This window comes from Altererythrobacter lutimaris (assembly GCF_013371495.1).
Classification (GTDB): Bacteria; Pseudomonadota; Alphaproteobacteria; order Sphingomonadales; family Sphingomonadaceae; genus Erythrobacter; species Erythrobacter lutimaris_A.
This window is the reverse complement of record NZ_JABWTA010000001.1, coordinates 649,275-673,130: the sequence shown is the minus strand read 5'-3', so window position 1 is coordinate 673,130 and position 23,856 is coordinate 649,275. Positions and strand designations below refer to the sequence as shown.

The window sequence follows — 23,856 nt, the reverse complement described above, 5'->3', positions numbered from 1 at the left end:
CCATTCCGAAACTTATGAACTCGTGTCTAGCTCTTTGTTTCGGAGTGTCGGTGAAAACCACTCAAATCACGATATTTTTCGAGCTGAGCAGCAAGCCAATCCACTTTCAAAGAAAGCGTAAATTCATCGCCAATTGAAATGACCATCTGCTGTAGACGCAGGCTGGAATTTCCACATCGGCCCAACGGCATCGCCAAACTTTCGGTCGTACTCGCCCCTACATATTCGGATAGTTCGGGCCGCCACCGCCTTCCGGCGTCACCCAGTTGATGTTCTGGTTCGGGTCCTTGATATCGCAGGTCTTGCAGTGGACGCAGTTTTGCGAGTTGATCTGGAATTTCATCTCGCCTGAGTCCTCGTCTTCGAGCCACTCATAGACCCCTGCCGGGCAATAACGGGTCGATGGCCCTGCAAAGATCGCCAGCTCGCTTGCCCTTTGCAAATCCCAGTCCTTGACCTGCAGGTGGACCGGCTGATCCTCGGCATGGTTGGTGTAGCTGAACGCGACATTGGTGAGCCGATCGAAGCTGATTTCGCCATCGGGCTTGGGATAGTCGATCGGCTTGTAGAGGTCCGCGCGCTGCGTTTGCTCGTAATCGCGGTGGTGCTTCATCGTGATCGGCAGACCGATCTTGAGCGTGCGCATCCACATGTCTGCTCCAGCGATAACCGTGCCCAGATCGCCGCCGAATTTGGCAACCGCTGGCTCAGCATTCTGGACCAGCTTCAACTCATCCGCGATCCAGCTGGAACGCACGGCGGCATCGTAATCCATCCGCTCGTCATGTTCCTTGCCCTCGGCAATCGCTGCGGCCAGGCTTTCCGCTGCCAGCATGCCGCTTTTCATCGCGGTGTGGCTGCCCTTGATGCGCGGCACATTGACGAAGCCAGCCGAACACCCGATCAGAGCGCCGCCCGGAAAAGCGAGCTTCGGCACACTCTGCCAGCCGCCTTCATTGATCGCGCGCGCACCATAAGCCACACGCTTGCCGCCTTCCAGATACTCGCGGATCGCAGGATGCTGCTTCCAGCGCTGGAATTCCTGATAAGGCGAGACATAAGGATTCTTGTAATCGAGCGCGGTGACGAAGCCCAAGGCGACCTGACCGTTCGCCTGATGGTAGAGGAAGCCCCCGCCCCAGCTGTCGCTCTCGCTCAGCGGCCAGCCTTGCGTGTGGATGACGCGGCCCGGCTCGTGCTTGTCGGGATCGATGTCCCACAATTCCTTGATGCCAAGGCCATAGACCTGCGGTTCACAATTCGCTTCGAGGTCGTACTTCGCCTTGAGCGTCTTAGTAAGATGCCCGCGAACGCCTTCTGCAAACAGCGTGTATTTCGCTTCGATCTCCATGCCAGGCTGGAAGTCAGGCTTATGGCTGCCGTCCTCGGCAATGCCCATGTCCTGCGTAATCACGCCGGTGACAGCGCCAGCCTCGTTGAACATGACCTCTGAGGCAGGGAAACCCGGAAAGACCATCACGCCAAGCGCTTCAGCCTGCTCGCCCAGCCAACGGCACATATTGCCGAGCGAACCGGTGTAGCAGCCATGATTGCTCATCAGAGGCGGCATGATGAGGTGCGGGATCGAGGTCTTGCCGATCTTTGAAAGCGCCCAGTGCCAGTTATCCGTCACCGGCGTTTCCGCCATCGGGCAATCCATGTCACGCCACTCAGGGAAAAGCTCGTCCAGCGCCTTGGGATCGACAACCGCGCCCGAGAGAATATGCGCGCCGATTTCAGAGCCCTTTTCCAGGACGACGACTTCAAGCTCTTCATTGATCTGCTTCAAGCGGATTGCAGCGGAAAGACCAGCCGGCCCGCCCCCTACGATCAAGACGTCGCAGGGCATGGATTCGCGTTCAATCGTTTGGGCAATGGCGTCAGCGCTCATCGATTATTTGTCCTCAATCAAAACCGTGTCCAAAATTCATGCAAAGCCTTGATTGCTGAGCCTTGGAAGGTCAAGACCTGCCGTTACGACATGTCCGCACATCAGCCATCCTTGCAAGACGAGATATCCGCCGCTTTGGAGTGGTGGCAGCTTGCCGGTGTCGATGCTGATTTCAGCGATAACGCTACGGATTGGCTGGCCGAGCCGGAGCCTGTGGCAAAGCCAGAAGCGACTACTCCTGCAAACAAGCCGTCACTGGCCGCAGAACCGCCCAAGCCCACGCCACAGGAAATTCCTGACCTGTTGGGTGAAACGCCTCCTGCCGATCTCGCCGCCTTCCATGAGTTCTGGCTGCAAGAACCGAAGCTCACGCCTGCTGGTAACGCGCCACGGATTGCGCCGCGCGGAGTGGTCGGAGCGAAACTCATGGTGCTTGTCGCAACGCCTGAGACAGGTGACAGCCAGAGCCTTCTTTCAGGCGCACAAGGGCGTTTGCTCGCAAAGATTATCGCGGCGTTGGGTTTTGCGGAAGACGAGGTCTATTTGGCATCATGCGTCCCGCAGGCTTTGCCGCTTGCCGACGGGCAGGAATTGCTGAGCGCAGGCTTTGGCAAAGTGCTCGCTCATCACATCTCTCTTGCCGCGCCGGAAAAGCTGCTGGTGTTCGGCACAAACGTTTTGCCGCTGCTTCAGCACGATGCGGCGCAACAGCCAGAATCTGTTCATGAATATACGGCAAACGGCTCGTCTGTTCCGCTGCTTGTGACAGAAGGGCTTGATGCTCTCGCCAACATGCCGCGGTTGAAGGCTCGTTTCTGGCGCAGGTGGCTCGCTAACCTCGCCCGTTAGAGCGCCAAGTGAGATAACAGGTGAGGATAAAGGTCTGCTTGTGACAATTAGCGCCCGTTTTGCTTATGCCCTGACCGGGCTTGCTGCATTCGCCCTTCCCGTTACCCCCGCAATCGCTGACAGCGCGAATTACTTTCATTCAAGTAAAGCACAGAACGCTTTGCCTGATGTGCTCGATCAGGAGACACGCGAATACTATCGCTCGGTCTTCAATGCGATCCAGGCGGAGAACTGGGAGCGGGTGGACGATCTGCTCAATGATCGCGATCCCGGTCTGCTCCATCAGGTTGCGCTCGCTGAGTACTACACGCATGCGAACAGCCCCGAGACCAGCGCGCAGCAAATCACGGAGTGGTTCGAGATGGGCGTCTCGCTGCCGCAAGCCGAGCAATTGGCCCGGCTCGGTGAGCGCCGCGGACTTTTCGATACACCAAGCCTGCCCAGCACGCGCAGGATACAGCGCCAGCCATGGCAGTCGAAGCGTGTGCTGCCTCGCCCGACAAATGATGGCACGATGCCAGAGAGCGTCTCGCGTGACATTCTCGCGCGCATCCGTGACGATGATCCCGATGGTGCCCGGGAGCTGCTGGCAGAGATCGATCTTTCGCTGAGCTCCGAGGCCCGCGCAGAATGGCGGCAGCGCGTTGCGTGGAGCTACTATATCGAAAATCAGGACTATGCCGCCTTCTCCATGGCGCAGACCGTTGCGGAAGGCTCGGGTCCATGGGTTGCGGAAGGATATTGGACCGCTGGGTTATCAAGCTGGCGTCTGGGCGACTGCGCCAATGCAGCAGCAGGCTTCAGCCGAGCGGCGCAAGCGGCTCAGAATATCGAGCTGACCGCCGCTGCACATTACTGGGCGCACCGCGCGCTCATCCGGTGCCGACAACCCGGAGAAGCAGAACAGCAATTGCGTGCAGCAGCCAGCAGTCCAAAGACACTTTACGGCATGCTTGCGCTGGAACAGCTTGGTCAGGAACAGCCTGCTGCAAGCGAAGTCAGCGATCTGACGCGCGATGACTGGCGCCGCCTGGAGCGCATCGAGAATGCCCGCATTGCAACCGCACTCGTCGAAATCGGCGCTGAAGACCTCGCAGGCGAAGTCATTCGTCATCAGGCCCGGATCGGCGATCCGGAGGACTTTGGCGCGCTAACCCGGCTTGCGCGGCGCTTGGGCTTGCCGCAAACGCAGCTTTGGCTTGCCCGCAGTGCGCCATACGGCGCGCGCGCGGATGGCATGCTGCAATATCCGGTGGCGCGTTGGGCACCGTCTGATGGCTGGAAAGTCGATCCCGCGCTGGCCTTTGCCCATGCGCTGCAGGAATCGAACTTCCGAACCAGCGCCGTCAGCCCCGCAAATGCGCGCGGCCTGATGCAGATCACGCCGATCACTGTGCGTCAGCATGCGCCCCGGCTTGAGATGAATGCGCGCTACGTCAATTTGAACGACCCCTCGGTCAATCTCTCCTTTGGCCAGCGCAATCTTGAGATGCTGCGCGATACGCCCGCAACGCGGAACAACCTTCCCAAGATCATGGCGGCGTATAATGCGGGCCTTTCGCCCATCACGCGGTGGAACGAGGAAGTTAACGATCAGGGCGATCCGCTGCTCTACATGGAATCGATCCCCTATTGGGAAACGCGCAGCTATGTCGCTATCGTCATGCGCAATTACTGGATGTATGAGCTGCAGGCAGGCGTGAAAAACTCGCCAAGTCGCGCGAGCCTATCGCGTAATGAGTGGCCGGAATTCCCGGCTGCGCCCCGAAATGCCCGTTAAGGAGCGCAACGAATGGCGATTGATGAAAGCCTGACCTTCAAGCCCATTAATATCGCTCTGCTGACGGTTTCAGACACGCGAACCTTCGAGAATGATACCTCGGGCGACATCCTCGCCGAACGTATTGATAGCGCCGGGCACAAGCTGGCAGATCGCGAGATCAGCAAGGACAACGCGGAAGTGATCGCGGCGCATCTGCATCGCTGGATTGATGACACCGAGATCGACGCAGTCGTTACTACCGGCGGTACGGGCCTCACCGGCCGCGATGTGACCCCCGAAGCGCTGAACCGTATCAAGGACAAGGACATTCCCGGTTTTGGGGAGCTGTTCCGCTATTTGAGCCTCAAGAGCATTGGTACAAGCACCGTTCAGTCGCGCGCGATGGCGGTGGTCGCGCGGGGCACTTATGTGTTTGCGCTTCCGGGCTCGAACGGCGCGGTGAAGGATGGTTGGGATGGCATTCTTGCCGAGCAATTGGACAGCCGCAATCGCCCCTGCAATTTTGTGGATCTGATGCCGCGACTGAGAGAGCGCTAGTTTGGTGTGATAGGCTCAACCAAGCTTCAAATACGTTTGAGGCCAGATCGCTCAAGACAGCTGCGCAGATCATTCGATTGCTCTTGTTGCAAGGCCACAAGCGGTACAAGGTTGTAAAGCAACTCGCTCTGCAAAAGGACGATCAGATCGTCCTGCTCGCCCCAAGCGTAAAGATCGCTCCATCTTAGGCTTGACCTCGCATTCTCACCCTCAAGCGAGAACCCATCATCATCCCAGGTAAGTCTGGATTCCTGCTGCATGAGCTTGGTCTGCTGAAAGCTCCGCCGCGCTTGGCGGGGAAGCATCCAGTAATGGATGAACGCAACGATGATGCATAGGATCAGCACCAGCCATGACATTAGCGGGAGCGCGATGCCAAACATCCCGTCACCGCCAATAATTATTCCTGTCAGGGCAACGGGAATTCCCACCAGCACAACAGGCCAGATCGGAAACCTGGTCTTGCGCCGCATGATCAAACGGGTGGCAGCGACAGCCTGGTCTGGTTCCGTGCGAAAGGTAACTGAGCGAATCGACATATCTCCAGATTAGCCGATTTGATGACAAACTTCCTATGTTCCTTATTTGTTCTCAGCATGATAAAGAGCCGGAATGTTCGATTCAGCAATCCGCGGAAGGGGTGCACCCTCAGCACATGTGTCGACCCGCTTCGGCCTCGCCGAGAGAGAACTGGACGAAGACTGGCGCGATTACATGGAGGTTCTCGACGGTCCCCCTGTAAAGCTCCGCACGAAAGTGACTGAGGAACATCCCAAGACGATCCTCAGCTTCAACAAGTCGCCCGACATTCCTTTCGACCGCTCGATCAACGCCTATCGTGGGTGCGAACATGGCTGCATCTACTGCTTTGCGCGGCCTACCCACGCCTATCACGACCTCTCGCCCGGACTGGATTTTGAAACGCAGCTGTTCGCAAAGCCCAATGCGGCCGAATTGCTGCGCGAAACTTTTGCAAAGCCCAAATATCGTCCGCGTTTTATCGCCATGGGAACGAACACCGATCCCTATCAGCCGATCGAGAAACGCTACCGGATCACCCGGCAAGTACTGGGGGTGTGTCTGGATGCGCGCCATCCGGTTTCCATCACGACCAAATCTGACCGCATCCTGGCCGATCTCGACATTCTGGAGGAAATGGCGCGGCGGCGACTGGTGGCCGTGGCGATTTCGGTGACGAGCCTTGATCCGAAACTTTCCGGCAAGCTCGAACCGCGCGCAGCTTCGCCGCTCAAGCGACTCGCAGCATTGCGAAAACTGGCGGAGGCTGGCGTGCCGACCCATTGCTCGATCTCGCCGGTTATCCCTGCGATCACAGACGAGTTCATGGAAGAGATTGTCCAACGCGCGGCGGCTCTCGGCGTCGGGTCAGCCGGATGGATACCGCTGCGCCTGCCGCATGAAGTCGCGCCTTTATTCCGCGAGTGGCTGGAGGTTCACTATCCCGACCGCGCGGGCAAAGTCATGAGCATTGTGCGCTCGATCCGCCAAGGACGTGATAACGATCCGAATTTCTTTTCGCGCATGAAACCGAGCGGCGTTTGGGCGGACCTGTTCCGCTCGCGTTTTGCCGTGGCGTGCAAGAAAGCCGGGATCAGTGGCAACACCTCCGCGTCCGAAATCGGCGACGCCTTCGCGCTCGACTGCACGCAGTTCAGGCGGCCCGAGGTGGGTGGGCAATTGCGCTTGTTGTAACCTCTTCGTCACCCCGGACTTGATCCGGGGTCAGGCTTATATCGAGTGCTACAGAAACAAGCCTTGTCCCGGCTCAAGGCCGGGACGACGTGTAGGCTAAGCGACTGCCAAATTGCCGAATGGCTCGAACTAATTGGAGAGCAAAATCCCAAAGAAAAGCATCGTGAAAAGCATTCCAACCATCCCTACATAGATGGCCACCCAGCGCCAGACAGGCTTTTCGCTGAATATCCACCAAATCAATGCCGCCAGAACGATGATCGGAATTCCGACAGCAGGGCCAATTAGTTCATTGGATGCTGGATCGAATGTTGAACTCTCCATCAGCAGACCGAAACCGAGTCCAACAAAAAGAAATGCAAATACTGCCAACACTAAGCATGCAATCAAGCATCCGCTTAACCAGGGAGGCGCACCTACTTTCCGGTTTTCTCGCAACTGCCGTCCCTCACCCAAAGCCCCCGCTAACCTCGCCCGGCTTGAAGCGCATCAGGCGGCTATCGGCCAGCGCGGCGGTGCGGTTCACCACGGCAAGCTGATAATCCGGGTTCTTGATCATTTCGAAGAATGCGCCTGAGTTGGGATATTGCGCGACAAAGCCATCGTGCCACACCTTCTCGTCCGGCTCTGGTCCGGTGACCATCGTCTGGAACGCGCCGCGCCAGACAATTGTGCCGCCTACACCTGCGAAGATTGGCCCCGAAGTCTTGCCGTATTCCTGATAGGCACGCCGCCCGGACCAGCCATTGCCATGATGCTCGTGGTCTTCCGGATATTCCGCCAGATCGCGATAGCGCAGCAGGTTGAGCATATGGATCGGCTCGTCGCGCGGAAGGTTCTTGAATGCCTCAAAATTGGCGGGCGACGGATCGATATAGGATTTCGCCATGCCTCAAGACTCCAGCTTGTAGTCGGAGAACTGATCGCGCAGGTCCTTCTTGCTGATCTTGCCGGTCGCGGTGTGCGGAATCTCGTCGATGAACTCGACCGCATCGGGCAACCACCATTTGGCAACCTTGTCTTTCAGGAAGTCGATGACTTCGCCGCCAGTGATTTCCGAGCCTTCGTTCTTGACCACGAACAGCACGGGGCGCTCGTCCCATTTGGGGTGCGGCATGCCCACCGCTGCGGCCTCGGCGACCGCCGGATGGCCCACAGCTGCGTTCTCCAACTCAACCGAACTGATCCACTCGCCACCGGACTTGATTACGTCCTTCGTGCGGTCAGTGAGTTGGAGCGTGCCGTCCGGATGGATGATGCCGACGTCTCCGGTGTCGAACCAGCCTTCATTGTTCGCCGCGTCCTGATCCGCTTTGAAGTAGCGCTTGATGATCCAAGGCCCGCGAATTTGGAGTGCGCCTGACGTTTTCCCGTCGCGCGGCAGCTCCGTTATCATGTCATCCAGATCGACAATCCGCAGCTCCACCCCGAAGATCGGGCGGCCTTGCTTCATGGTCTTCTCGACCTTTTCCTCAAAGCTCAGATCGTCCCAATCCCAGGTCGGCCCGCCAACCGTGCCGATAGGCGAAGTTTCCGTCATGCCCCACGCATGCTGGACGCGCGTACCGTTCTTCATCAGCCGCTCGATCATGAAGCGCGGACAGGCCGAGCCACCAATTGTTGCGGCTTTCAATGGCGGCAAATCGATGCCTTCCTTGTCGCAATACTGGAAATGCGCGAGCCAGACGGTTGGAACGCCTGCGCTTTCCGTCACTTTCTCACGGATCATCAGCTCGTGCAGCACTGCGGGATCATTGACCGCGCTGAACACGAATTTGATGCCTGCCATCGCGCCTGCATAGGGCAAGCCCCAGCTCGCGGCGTGGAACATCGGCACAACGGGCAGCATGACAGACGCGCTCGAGAAATTGAATGCCGCGGGCTGCAATCCGGCCATCGCATGCATCATGGTCGAGCGGTGCTCGTACTGCACGCCTTTGGGATTGCCGGTGGTGCCGGAAGTGTAGCAGATCATGCAGGGGTCGGTTTCCGAGCCGGTGACCCACTCGAAATCGCCATCCTGCGCGCCGATCCAGTCCTCGAACGCTGGCGCATGCTCGCCGCTGTCGTAGCAAATGTAATGCTCGACTGTGGTCCAGCGGTCTTTCATCCGGTCGACGATAGGCTGGAAGGCCGCATCATAGAGCATCACGCGATCTTCCGCGTGGTTGACGATATATTCGAGCTGATCGTCGAACAGGCGCGGGTTCACTGTGTGGAGCACGCCGCCCATGCCCGCCACGCCGTACCAGCTGACCAGATGCCGCGAATGGTTCATCGCAAGGCTTGCGACGCGATCGCCCTTCTTGATCCCCATTGCTTGCAGAGCTTGCGCCATTTTCAGCGCGTCGGCGCGGATGCCCGCCCAGTTCGTGCGGCTCTCGCTGCCATCGGCCCAGCGTGTGACAATCTCCCGCTCACCCGCTTCGCGCGCGGCGTGGTCGATCACATGCGTTACCCGCATGGTCCAGTTCTGCATGGCTCCCAGCATCGGCAATTCTCTCCTCAAATTCGCTTTTGCGTTTCATGCCGAGACTGAACGCGATTGGCAATGATGGAGAGCAGCTAAGTCAGGCCACGAGTTTAAGCTTTGAAGAGGATTGCTTGGACGTGAGCTCAACCTTGGCAAGGCCCTCAACCCCGGCAAGGCGCTCCGCCAGGTCGCCATCAAGCCGGAACATGCTGCCAAGACGAACAAGCACGCTTTCTTCATCGTCAAGAATCAGCCGCGCAATGACTTCGTCTTCGCCCTGCGCATCGCCGACCAGCGCGGCGTTCAATTCCAGCCCAAGATCGGTCATCGCTTCCATCGTGTGCACTTCGAGCGTCAGGCGCATTGTGGTCGAACCCTGCACTTCTTCCAATGGCCTCGCCCCGCGCACAGTGATCCGCGGTGGTTCGTCCGGGCTTGGGCTGTCGAGTTCAACTTGCAGCAAAAGGCTGGTTGCATCCGCCGCCCATTTCTCGAATTGTGGGACGAGCGTCTCTTCAAAACAGGCTGAACGGAACTGTCCGGTGTGGTCAGAAAAATCGACGCGAGCGAATTCCGCGCCGCGCTTGGTCCGGCCTTTGCTCATGCCTTCGACCATGGCTGCCATGACGGCGGTTGAGCGCCCACCGGTCGGTGCGCCGCCTTCCATCAGGCTTTGATAGGTCCTTGCGCCGTTCGCGCTAGCGACTTGCCAATGCTGCTGAACCGGGTGAGCGGAGAAATAGAACCCGAAGTTCTCGCGCTCCTTTGCCATCATTTCCGGCCGCGACCATGGCTCAACCTCAGCCAGGCGCAGTGTATCGACTTGCGCATCCTCGCCGCCGAATAGCCCGCCCTGCCCGCTGGAGCGTTCGCGTTCAGCCGCATCGGCCACGGCCAGCAGGATATCGGTATTGCCGAAGACTTTCGCGCGGTCTGGCTCAAGGCAATCGAGCGCACCGGCGGCTGCAAGGCCTTCAAGCTGGCGCGAATTCATCGCGCCCTTGGGCATGCGTTCGAACAGGTCCTTAAGGTCTGTAAACTGACCGCTGCCTTCGCGCTCTGCTACAATCGCGTCCATGGCCTTGTCGCCAACATTGCGGATGCCTGCGAGTGCATAGCGCACTGCCGGACCGTCGTCGGTCATCTCGACGGTGAATTTCGCTTCCGAATGGTTGATGCAGGGCGGCAGGATTGTCACCCCGCCTTCGCCATTGGGATAGCGCCGCGCGTCATCTACGAAGATCGCAAGCTTTTCTGACTGATGCATGTCGAAGCACATCGACGCGGCGTAAAACTCTTCCGGATAATGCGCTTTTAGCCATGCAGTCTGATACGCAAGCAGAGCGTAAGCGGCAGCGTGCGACTTGTTGAAGCCGTAACCAGCAAACTTGTCGATCAAGTCGAACAGCTCGTTTGCTTTCTTGGGATCGATTCCGGAGACCTCGCCGCAGCCATCGACAAAACGCTGGCGCTGCGCGTCCATTTCCGCCTGGACCTTCTTGCCCATCGCGCGGCGCAGCAAGTCCGCGTCACCAAGCGAATAGCCCGCCAGGATCTGCGCGGCCTGCATGACCTGCTCCTGATAGACGAAGATGCCGTATGTCTCTTCGAGGATGCCTTCGAGCTTCTTATGTGGGTACTCGATCGGGACTTCGCCCGCCTTGCGCTGGCCGAACAGCGGAATGTTCTCCATCGGCCCCGGACGATAGAGCGAAACGAGCGCGATGATGTCCTCGAATTTCGTCGGCTTCACCGCTGTCAGCGTGCGGCGCATTCCTTCCGATTCCAGCTGGAAGACGCCGACGGTGTTACCGGATTTGAGCAGATCATAGACCCCCGGATCATCCCATTCGAGCGCGCCGAGATCGATTGTGATACCGCGCAGCTCCAGCAGGTCTACAGCCTTGCGCAGCACCGACAGCGTCTTCAAACCTAGGAAGTCGAACTTCACCAACCCTGAACTTTCGACATGCTTCATGTCGAACTGCGTGACCGGCATGTCAGAGCGCGGATCGCGATAAAGCGGGACGAGCTTGGCAAGCGGCCTGTCGCCAATCACAACACCTGCCGCGTGGGTGGAGGAGTTGCGCGGCATCCCCTCTAGTTGAAGCGCCAGATCGACGAGCCGCTTGACCTCGTTGTCATTGTCATATTCGCGCTTGAAATCGGCGGCTCCGTTCAAAGCGCGAGGCAAAGTCCACGGATCGGTTGGATGGTTGGGCACCATCTTGCACAGCCGATCAACATGGCCGTAGCTCATTTGCAGAATACGTCCGCAATCGCGCAGCACTGCGCGCGCTTTCAGCTTACCGAAAGTGATGATCTGCGCGACGTGATCGTGGCCGTATTTCTGCTGCACGTAGCGGATCACTTCGCCGCGACGCGTTTCGCAGAAGTCGATATCGAAGTCCGGCATGGAGACGCGTTCGGGGTTGAGGAAGCGCTCGAACAGCAAGCCCAGTCGGATCGGATCAAGATCGGTTATGGTGAGCGCCCAAGCGACGATCGAGCCCGCCCCTGAACCACGGCCCGGTCCCACGGGTATGCCCTGTTCCTTCGCCCATTGAATGAAGTCAGCAACGATCAGGAAGTAGCCCGGGAAACCCATCTTGACGATGATGTCGACTTCGTAGTCGAGCCTGTCGAAATAGGTTTTGCGCTCTTCCTCGGGCAACTCGCCATAGGGTGCGAGCCGCTCTTCCAGCCCCTTGCGCGCGTCTTCCGCGAGCATCTTTGCTTCGCCTTCCAGATCGCCTGCTAGGCTGGGCAGGATCGGATCGCGATAAGGCGGTGCATAGGCACAGCGCTGCGCGACGACCAGTGTGTTCGCGGTCGCCTCTGGCAGGTCCGCGAAAATCTCCTGCATCATTGGCGCAGATTTGACAAAGGCCTGCTTGTTTGAATGCTTGCGGTCTTCCGCCTCGACATGCGTGGAGTCGGCAATGCACAGCATAGCGTCATGCGCTTTGTGCATATGCGGCTCGCCGAAATTGGCCGGATTGGTCGCGACCAAGGGCAAATCACGCGCATAGGCAAGGTCAATAAGAGCCTCTTCAGCGCGCTCGCAAACCGGATCGCCATTGCGCGCAAGCTCGATATAGAAGCGGTTCGGGAAGAGGCGCAGAAGCTCATCACACAGCGGCTCTGCGTGGCTTGTTTGCCCTTCTGCAAGCAAGCGAGTCAAAGCCCCCTCGCCCGCGCCTGACAGCGCGATCAAGCCATCAGTGTGCCCTTCAAGATCGCTCAGCAGGACATGGGGCTCGAGCTCTAGCGGACGCTCCAGATGCGCCTTGCTGACGAGATGGCACAGATTGTCATAGCCCGCTTCGTCCTGCGCCAGCAGCGGCAGATAATCGATCTGGACCTGGTCAGAGCCTTCACGCGCTTCCCGAGCGACGCCAAGGAACGTTCCGATGATCGGCTGTACGCCCTCGTCCTTGCACGCTTTGGCGAACATCACCGCGCCATAGAGGCCATTGCGGTCGCAAATCGCTATCGCTGGAAAGCCGCGTTCCTTAGCAAGCTTGGCAATGCCCTTGGGATCGATCGCTCCTTCGAGCATCGAATAGGAAGAAAGCACGCGTAGAGGTACGAAGGGCGCAAATCGCATAAATTTACGTTAGGCTACCTCTACGAAGGTTCAAGTTCTGCAACAGCAGGATTGGGGAAAAGGCGGTGGATCCGTAGAAGAACCAAATGCTGAGAGATGGGAGAAGCCCATGAGCGACATGGTCGAAGTAGAGAACGTGAATACGCCGGGCCGCAAAAGCCGGGTCAATGCGGCGAAATATGCCGACATGCTGCAAGCCTTCGAGAAAGCTCTTCCCAAGGCTTGCCCCGGCCTCACTCAGGCGGAAACGCGCGATGCCGTGAAACTTCATCTGAGCGATGGACTTTTCCCGAGCGGTGAAACAGCCGGATGGTGGGCAAAGACCGTTCAGCTCGATCTGGAAGCCAAAGGCAAATTGGTTCGCGAGGCTACCAAACCTCTTCGGTGGCATTGGAAGTAAGCGAAACAGCTATTTCACTAGGCATAAGCGATCTGACGCCTGGCGCTCCTGAAGGTTGAGTAACCACCAAAGCTCACCACAATGCCGGCTACCAGCCAAACCCATAGAGGCAAGCCCTCTCCGGCAATGGCCAAATACACATAGGATGCCATGAAGCTCGCAGCAGAAACGACTGCAGGCGTCGCGATCGAGCGCCCCGCTTTGGCGCTGCTGATCAGCCATGCAAGTGCGCCCAGAAAAACAGGGGTCGAGCCAACATAGATCGCTGCGAAGATGTAAGGATTGACGCCAAATTCAGCGCCAATCATCAGCAAGCAGGCATTGATCGATTGCAGCAGCACGAACCATCTCCTTCATGGACGGGTTCGCGCGATCCCTGGTAAAAGTTACAGCAGCTTTTCGATATCCTTCGCGATCATCGAGGGCTTGTCGCCTGAACCATAGCGCTTCACGACATTGCCTTCACGGTCGATCAGGAATTTCGTGAAATTCCATTTGATCGCGGTCGTGCCCATGATCCCTTTGGCCTCGCGCTTCATCCAGTCGAACAGAGGCGACGCATCCGGCCCGTTGACGTCTACCTTCTCCATCAGCGGGAAGGTCACACCGAAATTGATCTTGCAGAACTCGGCGATTTCATCGGCACTGCCCGGTTCCTGCGCACCAAACTGGTTGCAAGGGAAGCCGAGGACTTCGAAATCCTTGTCCTTGTACTTCTGGTAGAGCTCTTCCAAGCCGTCATATTGCGGCGTGAAGCCGCATTTGCTCGCAGTGTTCACAGCGAGCAGGACTTTGCCTTTCTTGGTTGCAAGGTCGAGTTCCTCACCGCGATTGGTGGTGACTGTGAAATCGGCAATGGTGGTCATGGAAATTCCTTTCCTGCCTGATGTAGGGATCGCCGCAAGGCTATTCCAGCACACCATCATGCAAGCGAACCACTCGGTCCATCTTGGCGGCCAAGCGCTCGTTATGGGTCGCGATCAAAGCGGCACTGCCCTCGCCCCGGACGAGCTCGAGGAACTGTTCGAGCACGCGTTCCGACGTGGCCTCATCGAGATTGCCGGTTGGCTCGTCGGCAAGGACAAGGCGCGGACGGTTCGCAAGTGCGCGGGCAACGGCAACACGCTGCTGTTCGCCTCCGGAAAGCTGGCTCGGCCGGTGCTCAAGCCTTTGTGCAAGACCGAGCGAGCTGAGTAATTCCTCGGCACGTTCTTCCGCCTCGGCGCGGCGGGTTCCAGCGATCATTTGAGGCATGACCACATTCTCGCGCGCATTGAAGTCCGGCAGCAGATGGTGGAACTGGTAGACAAAGCCGAGATTCTCGCGCCGTAATGTAGTACGTTCAGCGGATGCGAGCGCGCTTGCTTCTACGCCGCCAATTGCGATCTGGCCGGAAAAGCCGCCTTCAAGTAGGCCGACCGCTTGGAGCAGCGTAGATTTTCCTGAACCCGATGGTCCCAACAGCGCAACAATCTCGCCCGGCATGATCAGCAGGTTCACGCCGCGCAGGACGTGGATGGTCGTCTCGCCTTGGGTGAAGCTGCGTTTGAGGTCAGTCAGCGCAGCGACCGGTGTCGCATTAACGTCATTCATAGCGCAGCACCTGCACCGGATCTGTGCTGGACGCCTTGAGCGCAGGATAGAGCGTTGCAAGGAAGCTCAGCACAAGCGCAAGCGCTACGATCCCGGCCACTTCAACCGGGTCCGTGCGCGACGGCAGTGTGTTGAGAAAGCGGATCGTCGGGTCCCACAGCTCCACGCCGAACAGGAACTCCATCGCTTTCACGATCTGCTGGCGGAAAGTGAGGATGATGAAGCCGAGAATAAGGCCGGCAACTGTCCCGATCGCGCCAACAGTAAAGCCTGTTGTCACAAATATCTTGAGCAAGCTCTTCCGTGTCGCGCCCATGGTCCGCATGATCGCAATGTCGCGAGTCTTGGCACGGACAAGCATGACCAGGCTCGACAGGATGTTGAACGCGGCCACCAGCACCATGATGCTGAGCGCAAAGAACATCGCCACGCGCTCGACCTGAAGCGCTTCGAACAAAGTCGCGTTGATGGTCTGCCAATCGTTGACCACCGCGCGCCCAGCGAGCTTCTCTTCGATCGGCGCCATGATCTCGCGCACTTCGTCAGGATCATCGACCTTCACTTCGATCATGGGCACGGAATCGCCGAGCAGAAGCAATGTCTGCGCATCGGGGATCGGCATGACGACGAAGGTCTGGTCGTAATCGTAGATGCCGACTTCGAAGATCGCTCCGATGGTGTAGCCGATCTGTCGCGGCATTGTCCCGAACGGCGTCGTGCGCCCTTGCGGATTGAGGATAGTGATCGTGTCACCGACACGCGCGCCAATATTCTGAGCAAGCCGCGAACCAATCGCCACGGTGTTGTTGTCCGGCTGAAGCGTTTCCATGCTGCCGAGGAGGACTTTGTCCTCAAGCGCCTCAATGTCTTCCGCGGTGTTCCCGCGCACAACGATATTCTGCACACGCCCATTAAAGCTCACCAGCAGCGGCTTTTCGATCAGCGGGTTCGCTTCAACCACGCGCGGTGTGGCTTCGATGTCTTCGAGGATTTCTTCCCAGTTCGGCAAGCGATCGCCATAGCCTTGAACAATCGCATGACCATTCAAGCCAACGATCTTGTCGAGCAGCTCTGCGCGAAAGCCGTTCATGACGCTCATTACGACAACCAGCATCGCGACACTCAACATGACAACGCCCACACTGATCCCGGCGACAAGCGCGATGAATGCCTCCCCCTTGCCCGGCAAGAGGTAGCGCTTTGCAATCATCCATTCGAAAGGTGAGAGGATCAAAATAAGGATGTCTTTTGGCTGTTGGTCCTGAACACAGCATGTAGGGGCCGCGATCCGCTGCGGCAATGCGAAAAGGTTGGCATTGCACAGCCTCGACCCTTGTAATTGGACCGTAACACCGCCATTGGGAGCGCACCACGGCAACCGGCCAGATTTGGTCTTCAGAGCAGCGGGCAGGCTCGGCCATGAATGTGATGCATCCGTTTTATGATGAGCACGGCGACAAGCTGCGCGAAGAGTGCGGCGTGTTTGGCGCGATCAACGCGTCGGACGCGGCTGCTGCGACCGCCTTGGGTCTGCATGCGTTGCAGCATCGCGGCCAGGAAGCAGCCGGCATCACCAGCTTTGATGGCAAGCATTTCGTGTCGCGCCGCGGGCTTGGCCATGTGGCTGAGAATTTTTCCAGCAAGGAAGCCATAGACGAGCTGCCCGGCTCCATGGCTGCGGGCCATGTCCGCTATTCGACAACGGGCGGCGCAGGCCTTCGCAATGTGCAGCCGCTTTACGCTGATTTGGCAAGCGGCGGTTTTGCCATTGCGCATAACGGCAATATCTCGAACGCGCACGCGCTGAAGAAAGACCTGGTCAAGCGTGGCGCGATCTTCCAGTCGACGTCGGACACGGAAGTCATCATCCACTTGGTCGCGACAAGCCGTTATCCGACACTCGTCGACCGTCTGGTCGATGCCTTGCGTCTGGTGGAAGGTGCATTCGCTCTCATCGTGATGACACCGGAAGGTATGATCGCTTGCCGCGATGCGCTTGGCATTCGTCCGCTCGTGATGGGCAGAATGGGTGATGCAGTCGTGTTTGCCAGTGAGACAGTGGCGTTCGATGTGGTTGGCGCTGAATTCATACGTGAAGTCGAACCGGGCGAGCTTGTCCGCGTGTCACACGATGGCCAGATTGAATCGCTGCATCCCTTCGGAACAGCAAATCCGCGCCCTTGCATCTTTGAGCATGTCTATTTCAGCCGTCCCGATTCCTTCTTCGCGGGCCGCTCGGTCTATGAAGCGCGCAAGGCCATTGGCGAGCAGCTTGCTGAAGAAGCGCCAGCGGACGCAGACCTGGTCGTGCCTGTCCCCGATAGCGGTGTTCCCGCAGCAATCGGCTTTGCCGCGCGTTCAGGCCTCCCGTTCGAGCTTGGCATTATCCGCTCGCACTATGTGGGGCGGACTTTCATTCAGCCATCGGACGGCGCGCGCCATTCAGGCGTAAAGCGCAAGCACAATGCCAATCGCGGGCTGGTCGAAGGCAAGCGGATCGTCCTCATCGACGACTCCATCGTGCGCGGGACGACGTCCATGAAGATCGTCGAGATGATGCGTGAAGCAGGCGCGAAAGAAGTTCACTTCCGTGTCGCAAGCCCGCCTACCGCGCATAGCTGCTTCTACGGTGTTGATACGCCTGAGCGTAGCAAGCTACTTGCAGCGCGCATGGATGTTGAACCGATGCGTGACTTCATCCGTGCAGACAGCTTGGCATTTGTGTCGATCGACGGGCTTTATCGTGCGGTGGGCGCTGACAGCCGCTCGAAAGGTTGCCCGCAATTCTGTGATGCGTGTTTCACGGGCGAATACCCCACACCGCTCACCGATTTGAACAATGCCGAGCAAGACGCAGCGCAACTCTCATTTCACGAACACGAGCCAGCATAACCATGGCAAATGAAGGCAAATTTGACGGCAAGCTCGCGCTTGTCACAGGCGCCAGCAAAGGCATTGGCGCAGCGACGGCAAGGGCGCTTGCAGCTGAAGGCGCGCAAGTGATCCTGGTCGCGCGTGACGTCAAAGCGCTGGAAGCGGTTGAGGACGAAATCCACGATGCGGGCGGCAGTGCGACTATCGCACCGCTGGATTTATCTGAAGGCGAAAGCATCGGCCGCTTGTCAGCCGCCATCGCCGGACGTTGGGATACGCTCGATTATCTGATCCTCAACGCGGCCTATCTGCCCCATCTGTCGCCAGTGACGCAGATTGACGGCAAGCAGTACACCAAGGCGCTGATGACGAATGTCGTCGCGACACAGGCGCTCCTCGCAAGTCTGGATCCGATGCTCAAGCGGGCAGAATCCGCGCGCATTATAGGCCTGACAAGCAGTGTTGGGGCTGATCCGCGCGCCTTCTGGTCCGCCTATGGCTCGACTAAAGCGGCCTTCGACAATCTTTTGAGCTCTTATGCGCAAGAGACGGAAAAGCTTGGCGATATCAAGGTTGCGATCCTCGACCCTGGCGCCACTCGCACGGACATGCGCGCCAGAGCCTATCCGGGCGAAGACCCTGAGACAGTCAAACCGCCAGAAGCGGTTGCAGACCGTATCGTCGCCCTGCTGAGTGAGGACTTCCCCAATCAGCACCGCGAACGTGTCCAGAAATAGCGGCGAAAAATCGTCGTAAAGGCTGAATTAACTCTCTTTGGGAGTGCGCCAGTAACCTTCTCGCGCGCATGAAAGCGCCAAGATCGGGAAAAGTCCCGCATCTGGTAAAGCTTTCAAAGCTCGAAGAGGTTTTGTCATGAATAGCACTCAGGATCGCTATCACATCGCCGCGCAGGAAGACCGCTGCGCGCCGCGGACCAAACTCACCATTCCGGCAACGCTTCGTGCGTCTGGCGGCCGCGCTTTCCAGAGCGTGGTGCATGATCTGTCGATCTCCGGCTTCTCAGCGGCGTCGATCAACCGCATGCATGAGGGTCAGGTGTGCTGGCTGACACTTCCGGGACTTGAGTCCCTGCAAGCTCAGGTCGTGTGGTGGGACAACTGCATCGTTGGCTGTGCGTTCACCGAGCTCCTGAGCCCGATCGTGCATGACAACATTCTGCAGCGTTACTCGAACACAGGCGTGCGCCGCGCAGCGATCTAAAGCGAGCTTCAGCAGCGCTCAGTTCGCTGTTGCTATCTCATCCACCAGAACGATCCATGGCCGGCGCAAGTCATTGCTGCTGGCGACGGGCCAATTGCTGACCACTGCAACGACGAGGTTCTTCTCCGGCACGATGGTGATCGCTTGCCCGAAGATGCCTTGGGCGCCGTAGTGACCCTTGGGGTATGTCCACCATTGGTAGCCATAGCCGAAGCTGGTGTCGCCAAAATCGACCTTTGAATCGCCTGCTTCTGCAAACCAGCCTTCAGGGACAACATCCCCTCCACCTTCGAGCGCGAATTGCCCGAAGCGCGCATAGTCCGACAAGCGGATCGAGAGACAGCACCCGCCGATGCTTCCACCGCGCGGATCGACCATCCAGAAAAGGCCGCCTTCAAAGCCTGCTGGCTCAACAATTTTTGTCTGCGCATAGACAGCCAGCGGCAGTCCGACGGCGTTTTCGACCAGCACCCCGATGAGATTGGTCTCGCCCGTTTTGTAAACGAACTTCTCGCCGGCCGGCGCTTCACGCTCCAAGCGCTTCATCTGCTCGACAATCGCATCAGGGCCATATTCCAGAACAAAGCGGTTCATCTGCGCGACGTCACTGTTCGGATCGGTGTAGCTCTCGTTCCAAGCAACACCGCTGGTCATGGTCGCAAGCTGTTCCACAGTCACGCCGTCATAGGCCGATCCGGCAAGCTCGGGAATGTAAGCAGTTACCGGGTCTTCCAGGCTGCCGATAAAACCGTCATGGATCGCTGCGCCCAGCAATGTCGAAGTGAAACTTTTTGCGACGGAGAAACTCGTCCAGCGCTGCTCCTTGTCAAAACCTAGCGCATATTGCTCGAAGCGAACCTGCCCATTCTGCAGGACCATCACGCCTGCGGCATTGGTTTCGGCCATGTAGGTCTGGATCTTTGCGGTGATGTCAGCGCTCAGCGGCTCTCCGGTCGGCAAAGCGCGCGGCGATAGAGCGGCAGGCACTTCATGGCCTGCAAACCAGCTTTCCATTGCGCGGAAGCGCGCCTCGCGGGTCGGGCTATCCCAGAACAAGACTTGCAGCTCTGACGGATCACGCTGCGGAGGTATAACAAGTTGCGGAGCCTCTAGAACAGGCGCTGTGTCAATGGCGCCATCAGCTGCGCCAAATGTGCAGCCGGTGAGCGCCAGCGCCGCCACTCCTGCAAAAACGATACCCCGCATGCGATCTCTCCCTTTGCCAGCATTTGGCGCATTCAAGCGTCCCTTAGAGCGTGCGAAGTCCAATCTGCAAGCGCCAGTACTGGTGCAATGCGCGGTTCTAGTTCTTGAAATCCTGGTAAACCGACAGAGCACGTTCGCGTGCTTCACGGTGGCCGATGATCTTGGCCGGATAATCTTCCGGCAAGCAGCCATGCTCTTCAGGATCATGGATGTAGGGCTCATCCAACCCGGCCAGTTCAGGCACGTAAGTTCGAATGTATTCCGCCGCATCGAATTTCTCGCTCTGGCTGAGCGGCGCCATGATCCGGCTAAACATGTTGGAATCAACGCCTGTCCCCGCGACCCATTGCCAATTTGTCGCATTGCTCGCGAGGTCAGCATCGACAAGCGTGTCCCAGAACCATTGCTCGCCGTGCCGCCAGTGGATCAGCAGGTGCTTGATGAGGAAGCTCGCTGTGATCATGCGAACGCGGTTGTGCATCCAGCCTGTTTGCCAGAGCTGGCGCATCCCGGCATCGACGATGGGATATCCCGTGCGTCCTTGTTGCCAAGCCTCGAGATCGCGCGCGGCTTCGTCATCCTTATGAGGGTCGCGCCAGTCCATCTCATCATCCCACCCTTCGCGATAGCTCTCGCTGGCGTAGGACGGAAACTGGCAGATCACGTTCTGCGCATAATCGCGCCAGATCAGCTCTTTCTCGAATGTCGTCCAGCCCTGACTGCGCTTGTCCTTAAGCTCGTGCCATATCTGTACCGGACTAATCTGACCGAAATGGAGATAAGGCGAGAGCTGCGACACCTTGTCGACCGACGGCAGATTGCGCGCGTCATCATACTCCGCAATATGCCCTTCCCACCACTCGAGCCGGTCATGCGCGGACTCTTGAGTGAATTCCCAATGATCCTCGATACCTTTCGCCCAATCGGGATCGGTTGGCAGCAGCTGCCAGTCTTCCAGCGTATCGCCTTGCGGCCAGTTATCCGGCGAGGATAGCGTCTCCGGTTCGGGCAAAACATCGCGCGGCGGAAGCTTCTCCAGCGTCGCTTTCGAGAACGGCGTGTAAATCTTATAGGGATCGCCCGACCCTGTTGTGACCGAGCCCGGCGGTAGCAAATAGTTGCCATCGTAAAGCTTCAGATCGAGCTTTTCCACCAGCGCGCCTTGAGCCTTCCTCCACCAAGGTTCGTAGTGCCGGTTCGCGTGAACTGTGTCCGCGCCCATGTCGTTCGCAATCGCGGCCAGTTCTTCGACAGCATCGCCGCGCCGCAGGACAATCTTCGCATTGTGTTTGCCGAAGCTCGTTTGCAGGTCCTCGAGCGCGTAATGGAGCCACACTCTTGATGCGCCGCCATAGGCGTGATGCCCTGCCGCTTCGTCATCGAGCACATAGATCGCGACCACCGGGCCCTCCTTCGCTGCATGATACAGCGCAGGGTTGTCAGCAATGCGGAGATCGCGGCGAAGCCAGACTATTTGTGGTTTGGACATTATGCTCCCTTTGTGAGGGAGTGAACGAGGCTACTGCCCTCGCGGTTCCTCACCCAGGTCCACACATTGCAATTCGGGGATCGAGACTTCGAAGTTCCCCCTCGCCCGTGGGTCATAGAAACGCGCATCGCGTACAACGATGGTTCCGTCGGCTGACCGTTCAGCGACCGGCGCGCGCGACCAGAACATGTAGGCTCGCCCTTCACTGGTCGCTTGAGCAGCACGGTCGATTGCCGAGCGCGAGCACAGACTGCGGACAGCAAACTTGCTCTCGCGCGTGTTGTTGAAGAAATCGTGCTGGGCAAACCACCAGACGCGGCCTTCGCGCCACATGACTTCGCGTTCCCAGAACCGGAAGACAACGGGGCTCGAAATCACTTCGTCAGGCTTGCGATCGGCTGAGCCGCCATAAGCGGTGCTGGTGCTGATCACGCCGTTAAAGCCGATATAGATCAGGCTGAGATACATCCAGATGCGGCCTGTCCGCTCCCAGGCGAGCTTCTCTTTCTCATGATTGAGCGAATGCCAAACGCCAAAGCCCAGCAGCATCCACAGCCACACATCGATGATGAACAGCGTGTCGCCATAGAACCACTGGCTCGAAAATGGCTCAAGCAGCCGGACACCGTATACATTGAGCCAGTCAAGCGCAGGATGCGAAAGGCAACCAATCAGGCTGAGCAGATAGAGCCATTTGAAGGTAACCGGCAGGCGCTTCTTCGGCCGCGTCCCGCGGCGTATCTGCCATCGGTCAAAGGTGAGCAATATCCACGCAAGGATCGCGGGAAGCACGACCATAGCGATGGGGCCATGCGTAATACCGCGCCGAAACCCGAGATGCTCCACACCATCGAGCCAGAAGAAGCAGGTCGCATCAACATCGGGCAGGTTTGCGCCGATAATCAACGCGGGCATGGCAAGGCCGGTCTTCTTCTTGAGGCCCATCTGGCCCATTAATGCGCCAAACAGGCTATGGGTAAGATTGTCCATCGATCCCTGTTGCCGCCCCGTCGTTAGAAATGCGTTTCACGCCCGGTAAACACTCTAGCGCGTTCACTGCAAAAGCGTCAGTTTTAACCTAAGCGGCCCTGATTATGTCTGAGACTCATAGACTTCGGCGCAGAAATGAAAAGGGCGATAGCTAAAACTACCGCCCTTTGTCTTACGCAGGTACAGTTGAAAAATCCGATGCGGAGCTATTCTTCGACTGTCCAGGTCTGTCCGCTGGCCAGCAAACGCGCAAGGTTCGGCTCCTTGCCTTCGGTCGCTCGGTTGCGCTCTTCCTGAACCACTTTCTCGAATGATGGGCGTGGATCATCATAGAGCACGCCAAGCGCCATCGGGAATGGTCCAAAGGGCAATTCGACCAGCATATGCGCGACCGCGCGGTTGGTCACATCGTGGACAAGGACGCCAGCGGCTTTCCAGTCTCCATCTGCGACATCGACGACCTCTAGCCGCAAGGTTTCGTGGTTGAGCGTGATACCCTTGGTTCCGCCTGCGAACAGCATTGGCTCGCCATTTTCGAGCCAGAGTTGGTTCTCCTCAGCACCCTTGGGCGCGGCGAAATCGTTGAACACATCCTTGTTGTAGACGATGCAGTTCTGGAAGATCTCGATGAATGCAGCGCCTTCATGCGCATGGGCCGCTTTCAGGACTTCGGGAAGCTTCTTCGAGACATCAAACCCGCGAGCCACAAAACGCGCACCTGCGCCCAGCGCAAATGCGCAAGCCTGCGCAGGTCGATCGACTGAGCCGCCCGGTGTTGACGGGCTGCGCGTTCCTTCGCGACTGGTGGGCGAGTACTGGCCTTTAGTGAGACCATAAATCTCGTTGTTGAACAGCATGATCTGCATGTTCACGTTGCGACGCAGCACATGCATCATGTGATTGCCACCGATGGAAAGGCCGTCGCCATCGCCCGTCACGAGCCACACGTCCAAATCGGGGTTCGCAAGCTTCACACCAGTCGCAACCGCCGGCGCGCGGCCGTGGATCGTGTGGAAGCCATAGCTTTCGATGTAATAGGGGAAGCGGCTTGAACAGCCGATCCCGCTAATGAAGCAGGTATTGGACGGATCTGCGCCCAGCTCTGGCAGCGTGCGTTGCACAGCTTTCAGGATCGCATAGTCCCCGCAACCCGGACACCAGCGGACCTCCTGGTCCGTGACCCAATCCTTCAGTGTGGTTTCGATTTTGGTCATCTCATTCATGACG

Annotated in this window: 22 protein-coding genes; 8 read left to right on the top strand and 14 right to left on the bottom strand. The window is 58.2% G+C overall.

Translation table 11 applies throughout. From position 1 onward, the window contains the following. Window positions 1-217: 217 nt before the first annotated feature. The gene (locus tag HUO12_RS03260; protein WP_232367295.1) at window positions 218-1,891 is read right to left on the bottom strand and encodes an electron transfer flavoprotein-ubiquinone oxidoreductase; all 1,674 of its coding nucleotides are present in this window, start codon (window positions 1,889-1,891) and stop codon (window positions 218-220) included. A gap of 90 nt (window positions 1,892-1,981) precedes the next feature. On the opposite strand from HUO12_RS03260, the gene HUO12_RS03255 reads away from it, so the two are divergent. The 3 genes from HUO12_RS03255 to moaB are packed head-to-tail and all read left to right on the top strand — an operon-like array spanning window position 1,982 to window position 5,060. Continuing rightward, window positions 1,982-2,740 (top strand): uracil-DNA glycosylase family protein, encoded by a 759-nt coding sequence (locus tag HUO12_RS03255; protein ID WP_176272241.1) that lies wholly within the window; start codon window positions 1,982-1,984, stop codon window positions 2,738-2,740. A gap of 40 nt (window positions 2,741-2,780) precedes the next feature. Then, window positions 2,781-4,520, top strand: a complete 1,740-nt coding sequence (locus HUO12_RS03250) for a lytic transglycosylase domain-containing protein (protein WP_332310363.1) — start codon at window positions 2,781-2,783, stop codon at window positions 4,518-4,520. Window positions 4,521-4,532: 12 nt separating this feature from the next. Continuing rightward, entirely contained in the window at window positions 4,533-5,060 is a 528-nt protein-coding gene (moaB, locus tag HUO12_RS03245; RefSeq protein ID WP_176272240.1) for a molybdenum cofactor biosynthesis protein B, read from the top strand. 26 nt (window positions 5,061-5,086) lie between these two features. Here the strand turns inward: moaB and HUO12_RS03240 are convergent, their stop codons facing one another. After that, window positions 5,087-5,599 carry a YcxB family protein gene (locus tag HUO12_RS03240; protein WP_176272239.1) on the bottom strand — a complete coding sequence of 171 codons (513 nt, stop codon included), beginning with the start codon at window positions 5,597-5,599 and terminating at the stop codon, window positions 5,087-5,089. Window positions 5,600-5,672: 73 nt separating this feature from the next. On the opposite strand from HUO12_RS03240, the gene HUO12_RS03235 reads away from it, so the two are divergent. Continuing rightward, window positions 5,673-6,773 carry a PA0069 family radical SAM protein gene (locus tag HUO12_RS03235; protein WP_176272238.1) on the top strand — a complete coding sequence of 367 codons (1,101 nt, stop codon included), beginning with the start codon at window positions 5,673-5,675 and terminating at the stop codon, window positions 6,771-6,773. Window positions 6,774-6,902: 129 nt separating this feature from the next. Here the strand turns inward: HUO12_RS03235 and HUO12_RS03230 are convergent, their stop codons facing one another. From HUO12_RS03230 to dnaE, 4 genes are all read right to left on the bottom strand, one after another. Next, window positions 6,903-7,145: a hypothetical protein gene (locus HUO12_RS03230; protein ID WP_176272237.1), complete on the bottom strand. Its 243-nt coding sequence runs from the start codon at window positions 7,143-7,145 to the stop codon at window positions 6,903-6,905. Window positions 7,146-7,221: 76 nt separating this feature from the next. Next, a complete protein-coding gene (locus HUO12_RS03225; RefSeq protein ID WP_176272236.1) occupies window positions 7,222-7,662 on the bottom strand; it encodes a DUF1330 domain-containing protein in 441 nt (146 codons plus the stop codon). Window positions 7,663-7,665: 3 nt separating this feature from the next. After that, window positions 7,666-9,264, bottom strand: a complete 1,599-nt coding sequence (locus HUO12_RS03220) for a long-chain fatty acid--CoA ligase (protein WP_176272235.1) — start codon at window positions 9,262-9,264, stop codon at window positions 7,666-7,668. Between the two features lie 79 nt (window positions 9,265-9,343). Then, on the bottom strand, window positions 9,344-12,856 hold the full coding sequence (gene dnaE, locus HUO12_RS03215) for a DNA polymerase III subunit alpha (protein ID WP_176272234.1): 3,513 nt from the start codon (window positions 12,854-12,856) through the stop codon (window positions 9,344-9,346). A gap of 109 nt (window positions 12,857-12,965) precedes the next feature. Here dnaE and HUO12_RS03210 point away from each other — a divergent pair, with 109 nt between their 5' ends. Continuing rightward, window positions 12,966-13,256 carry a DUF6958 family protein gene (locus tag HUO12_RS03210; RefSeq protein WP_176272233.1) on the top strand — a complete coding sequence of 97 codons (291 nt, stop codon included), beginning with the start codon at window positions 12,966-12,968 and terminating at the stop codon, window positions 13,254-13,256. Window positions 13,257-13,273: 17 nt separating this feature from the next. Here the strand turns inward: HUO12_RS03210 and HUO12_RS03205 are convergent, their stop codons facing one another. From HUO12_RS03205 to HUO12_RS03190, 4 genes are read right to left on the bottom strand one after another with little or no spacing between them, the layout of a single operon-like run. Next, window positions 13,274-13,597: a hypothetical protein gene (locus tag HUO12_RS03205; RefSeq protein WP_332310362.1), complete on the bottom strand. Its 324-nt coding sequence runs from the start codon at window positions 13,595-13,597 to the stop codon at window positions 13,274-13,276. Window positions 13,598-13,642: 45 nt separating this feature from the next. Further along, entirely contained in the window at window positions 13,643-14,122 is a 480-nt protein-coding gene (locus HUO12_RS03200) for a glutathione peroxidase (RefSeq protein WP_176272232.1), read from the bottom strand. 40 nt (window positions 14,123-14,162) lie between these two features. After that, on the bottom strand, window positions 14,163-14,849 hold the full coding sequence (locus HUO12_RS03195; RefSeq protein WP_176272231.1) for an ABC transporter ATP-binding protein: 687 nt from the start codon (window positions 14,847-14,849) through the stop codon (window positions 14,163-14,165). Next, complete coding sequence (locus HUO12_RS03190) at window positions 14,842-16,083, bottom strand: lipoprotein-releasing ABC transporter permease subunit (protein ID WP_232367294.1); 1,242 nt, start codon at window positions 16,081-16,083, stop codon at window positions 14,842-14,844. The genes HUO12_RS03195 and HUO12_RS03190 overlap by 8 nt, the downstream gene beginning before the upstream one ends. A 185-nt stretch (window positions 16,084-16,268) precedes the next feature. Between HUO12_RS03190 and purF the strand changes: the two genes are divergently transcribed. The 3 genes from purF to HUO12_RS03175 all read left to right on the top strand — a co-directional run bounded on the left by purF (window position 16,269) and on the right by HUO12_RS03175 (window position 18,944). Continuing rightward, the gene (gene purF, locus HUO12_RS03185) at window positions 16,269-17,741 is read left to right on the top strand and encodes an amidophosphoribosyltransferase (protein ID WP_176272230.1); all 1,473 of its coding nucleotides are present in this window, start codon (window positions 16,269-16,271) and stop codon (window positions 17,739-17,741) included. Window positions 17,742-17,743: 2 nt separating this feature from the next. Beyond that, window positions 17,744-18,460 carry an SDR family NAD(P)-dependent oxidoreductase gene (locus tag HUO12_RS03180; RefSeq protein WP_176272229.1) on the top strand — a complete coding sequence of 239 codons (717 nt, stop codon included), beginning with the start codon at window positions 17,744-17,746 and terminating at the stop codon, window positions 18,458-18,460. Between the two features lie 136 nt (window positions 18,461-18,596). Then, entirely contained in the window at window positions 18,597-18,944 is a 348-nt protein-coding gene (locus HUO12_RS03175) for a PilZ domain-containing protein (RefSeq protein WP_176272228.1), read from the top strand. Window positions 18,945-18,962: 18 nt separating this feature from the next. Here the strand turns inward: HUO12_RS03175 and HUO12_RS03170 are convergent, their stop codons facing one another. The 4 genes from HUO12_RS03170 to HUO12_RS03155 all read right to left on the bottom strand — a co-directional run bounded on the left by HUO12_RS03170 (window position 18,963) and on the right by HUO12_RS03155 (window position 23,852). Then, window positions 18,963-20,150, bottom strand: a complete 1,188-nt coding sequence (locus HUO12_RS03170) for a serine hydrolase domain-containing protein (protein ID WP_176272227.1) — start codon at window positions 20,148-20,150, stop codon at window positions 18,963-18,965. Between the two features lie 97 nt (window positions 20,151-20,247). Beyond that, window positions 20,248-21,639: a cryptochrome/photolyase family protein gene (locus HUO12_RS03165; RefSeq protein WP_176272226.1), complete on the bottom strand. Its 1,392-nt coding sequence runs from the start codon at window positions 21,637-21,639 to the stop codon at window positions 20,248-20,250. Window positions 21,640-21,669: 30 nt separating this feature from the next. Then, window positions 21,670-22,629: a metal-dependent hydrolase gene (locus HUO12_RS03160; RefSeq protein WP_176272225.1), complete on the bottom strand. Its 960-nt coding sequence runs from the start codon at window positions 22,627-22,629 to the stop codon at window positions 21,670-21,672. Window positions 22,630-22,835: 206 nt separating this feature from the next. Next, entirely contained in the window at window positions 22,836-23,852 is a 1,017-nt protein-coding gene (locus HUO12_RS03155) for a 2-oxoacid:ferredoxin oxidoreductase subunit beta (protein WP_176272224.1), read from the bottom strand. Window positions 23,853-23,856: the final 4 nt, after the last annotated feature.

What these genes read in the sequence shown, in the direction of transcription:
- HUO12_RS03260 (WP_232367295.1), bottom strand. Translation starts at nt 1,891, where the DNA reads ATGAGCGCTGACGCCATTGCCCAAACGATTGAACGCGAATCCATGCCC.
- HUO12_RS03255 (WP_176272241.1), top strand. Translation starts at nt 1,982, where the DNA reads ATGTCCGCACATCAGCCATCCTTGCAAGACGAGATATCCGCCGCTTTG.
- moaB (WP_176272240.1), top strand. Translation starts at nt 4,533, where the DNA reads ATGGCGATTGATGAAAGCCTGACCTTCAAGCCCATTAATATCGCTCTG.
- HUO12_RS03240 (WP_176272239.1), bottom strand. Translation starts at nt 5,599, where the DNA reads ATGTCGATTCGCTCAGTTACCTTTCGCACGGAACCAGACCAGGCTGTC.
- HUO12_RS03235 (WP_176272238.1), top strand. Translation starts at nt 5,673, where the DNA reads ATGTTCGATTCAGCAATCCGCGGAAGGGGTGCACCCTCAGCACATGTG.
- HUO12_RS03225 (WP_176272236.1), bottom strand. Translation starts at nt 7,662, where the DNA reads ATGGCGAAATCCTATATCGATCCGTCGCCCGCCAATTTTGAGGCATTC.
- HUO12_RS03220 (WP_176272235.1), bottom strand. Translation starts at nt 9,264, where the DNA reads ATGCTGGGAGCCATGCAGAACTGGACCATGCGGGTAACGCATGTGATC.
- dnaE (WP_176272234.1), bottom strand. Translation starts at nt 12,856, where the DNA reads ATGCGATTTGCGCCCTTCGTACCTCTACGCGTGCTTTCTTCCTATTCG.
- HUO12_RS03210 (WP_176272233.1), top strand. Translation starts at nt 12,966, where the DNA reads ATGAGCGACATGGTCGAAGTAGAGAACGTGAATACGCCGGGCCGCAAA.
- HUO12_RS03200 (WP_176272232.1), bottom strand. Translation starts at nt 14,122, where the DNA reads ATGACCACCATTGCCGATTTCACAGTCACCACCAATCGCGGTGAGGAA.
- HUO12_RS03195 (WP_176272231.1), bottom strand. Translation starts at nt 14,849, where the DNA reads ATGAATGACGTTAATGCGACACCGGTCGCTGCGCTGACTGACCTCAAA.
- purF (WP_176272230.1), top strand. Translation starts at nt 16,269, where the DNA reads ATGAATGTGATGCATCCGTTTTATGATGAGCACGGCGACAAGCTGCGC.
- HUO12_RS03180 (WP_176272229.1), top strand. Translation starts at nt 17,744, where the DNA reads ATGGCAAATGAAGGCAAATTTGACGGCAAGCTCGCGCTTGTCACAGGC.
- HUO12_RS03175 (WP_176272228.1), top strand. Translation starts at nt 18,597, where the DNA reads ATGAATAGCACTCAGGATCGCTATCACATCGCCGCGCAGGAAGACCGC.
- HUO12_RS03170 (WP_176272227.1), bottom strand. Translation starts at nt 20,150, where the DNA reads ATGCGGGGTATCGTTTTTGCAGGAGTGGCGGCGCTGGCGCTCACCGGC.
- HUO12_RS03165 (WP_176272226.1), bottom strand. Translation starts at nt 21,639, where the DNA reads ATGTCCAAACCACAAATAGTCTGGCTTCGCCGCGATCTCCGCATTGCT.
- HUO12_RS03160 (WP_176272225.1), bottom strand. Translation starts at nt 22,629, where the DNA reads ATGGACAATCTTACCCATAGCCTGTTTGGCGCATTAATGGGCCAGATG.
- HUO12_RS03155 (WP_176272224.1), bottom strand. Translation starts at nt 23,852, where the DNA reads ATGAATGAGATGACCAAAATCGAAACCACACTGAAGGATTGGGTCACG.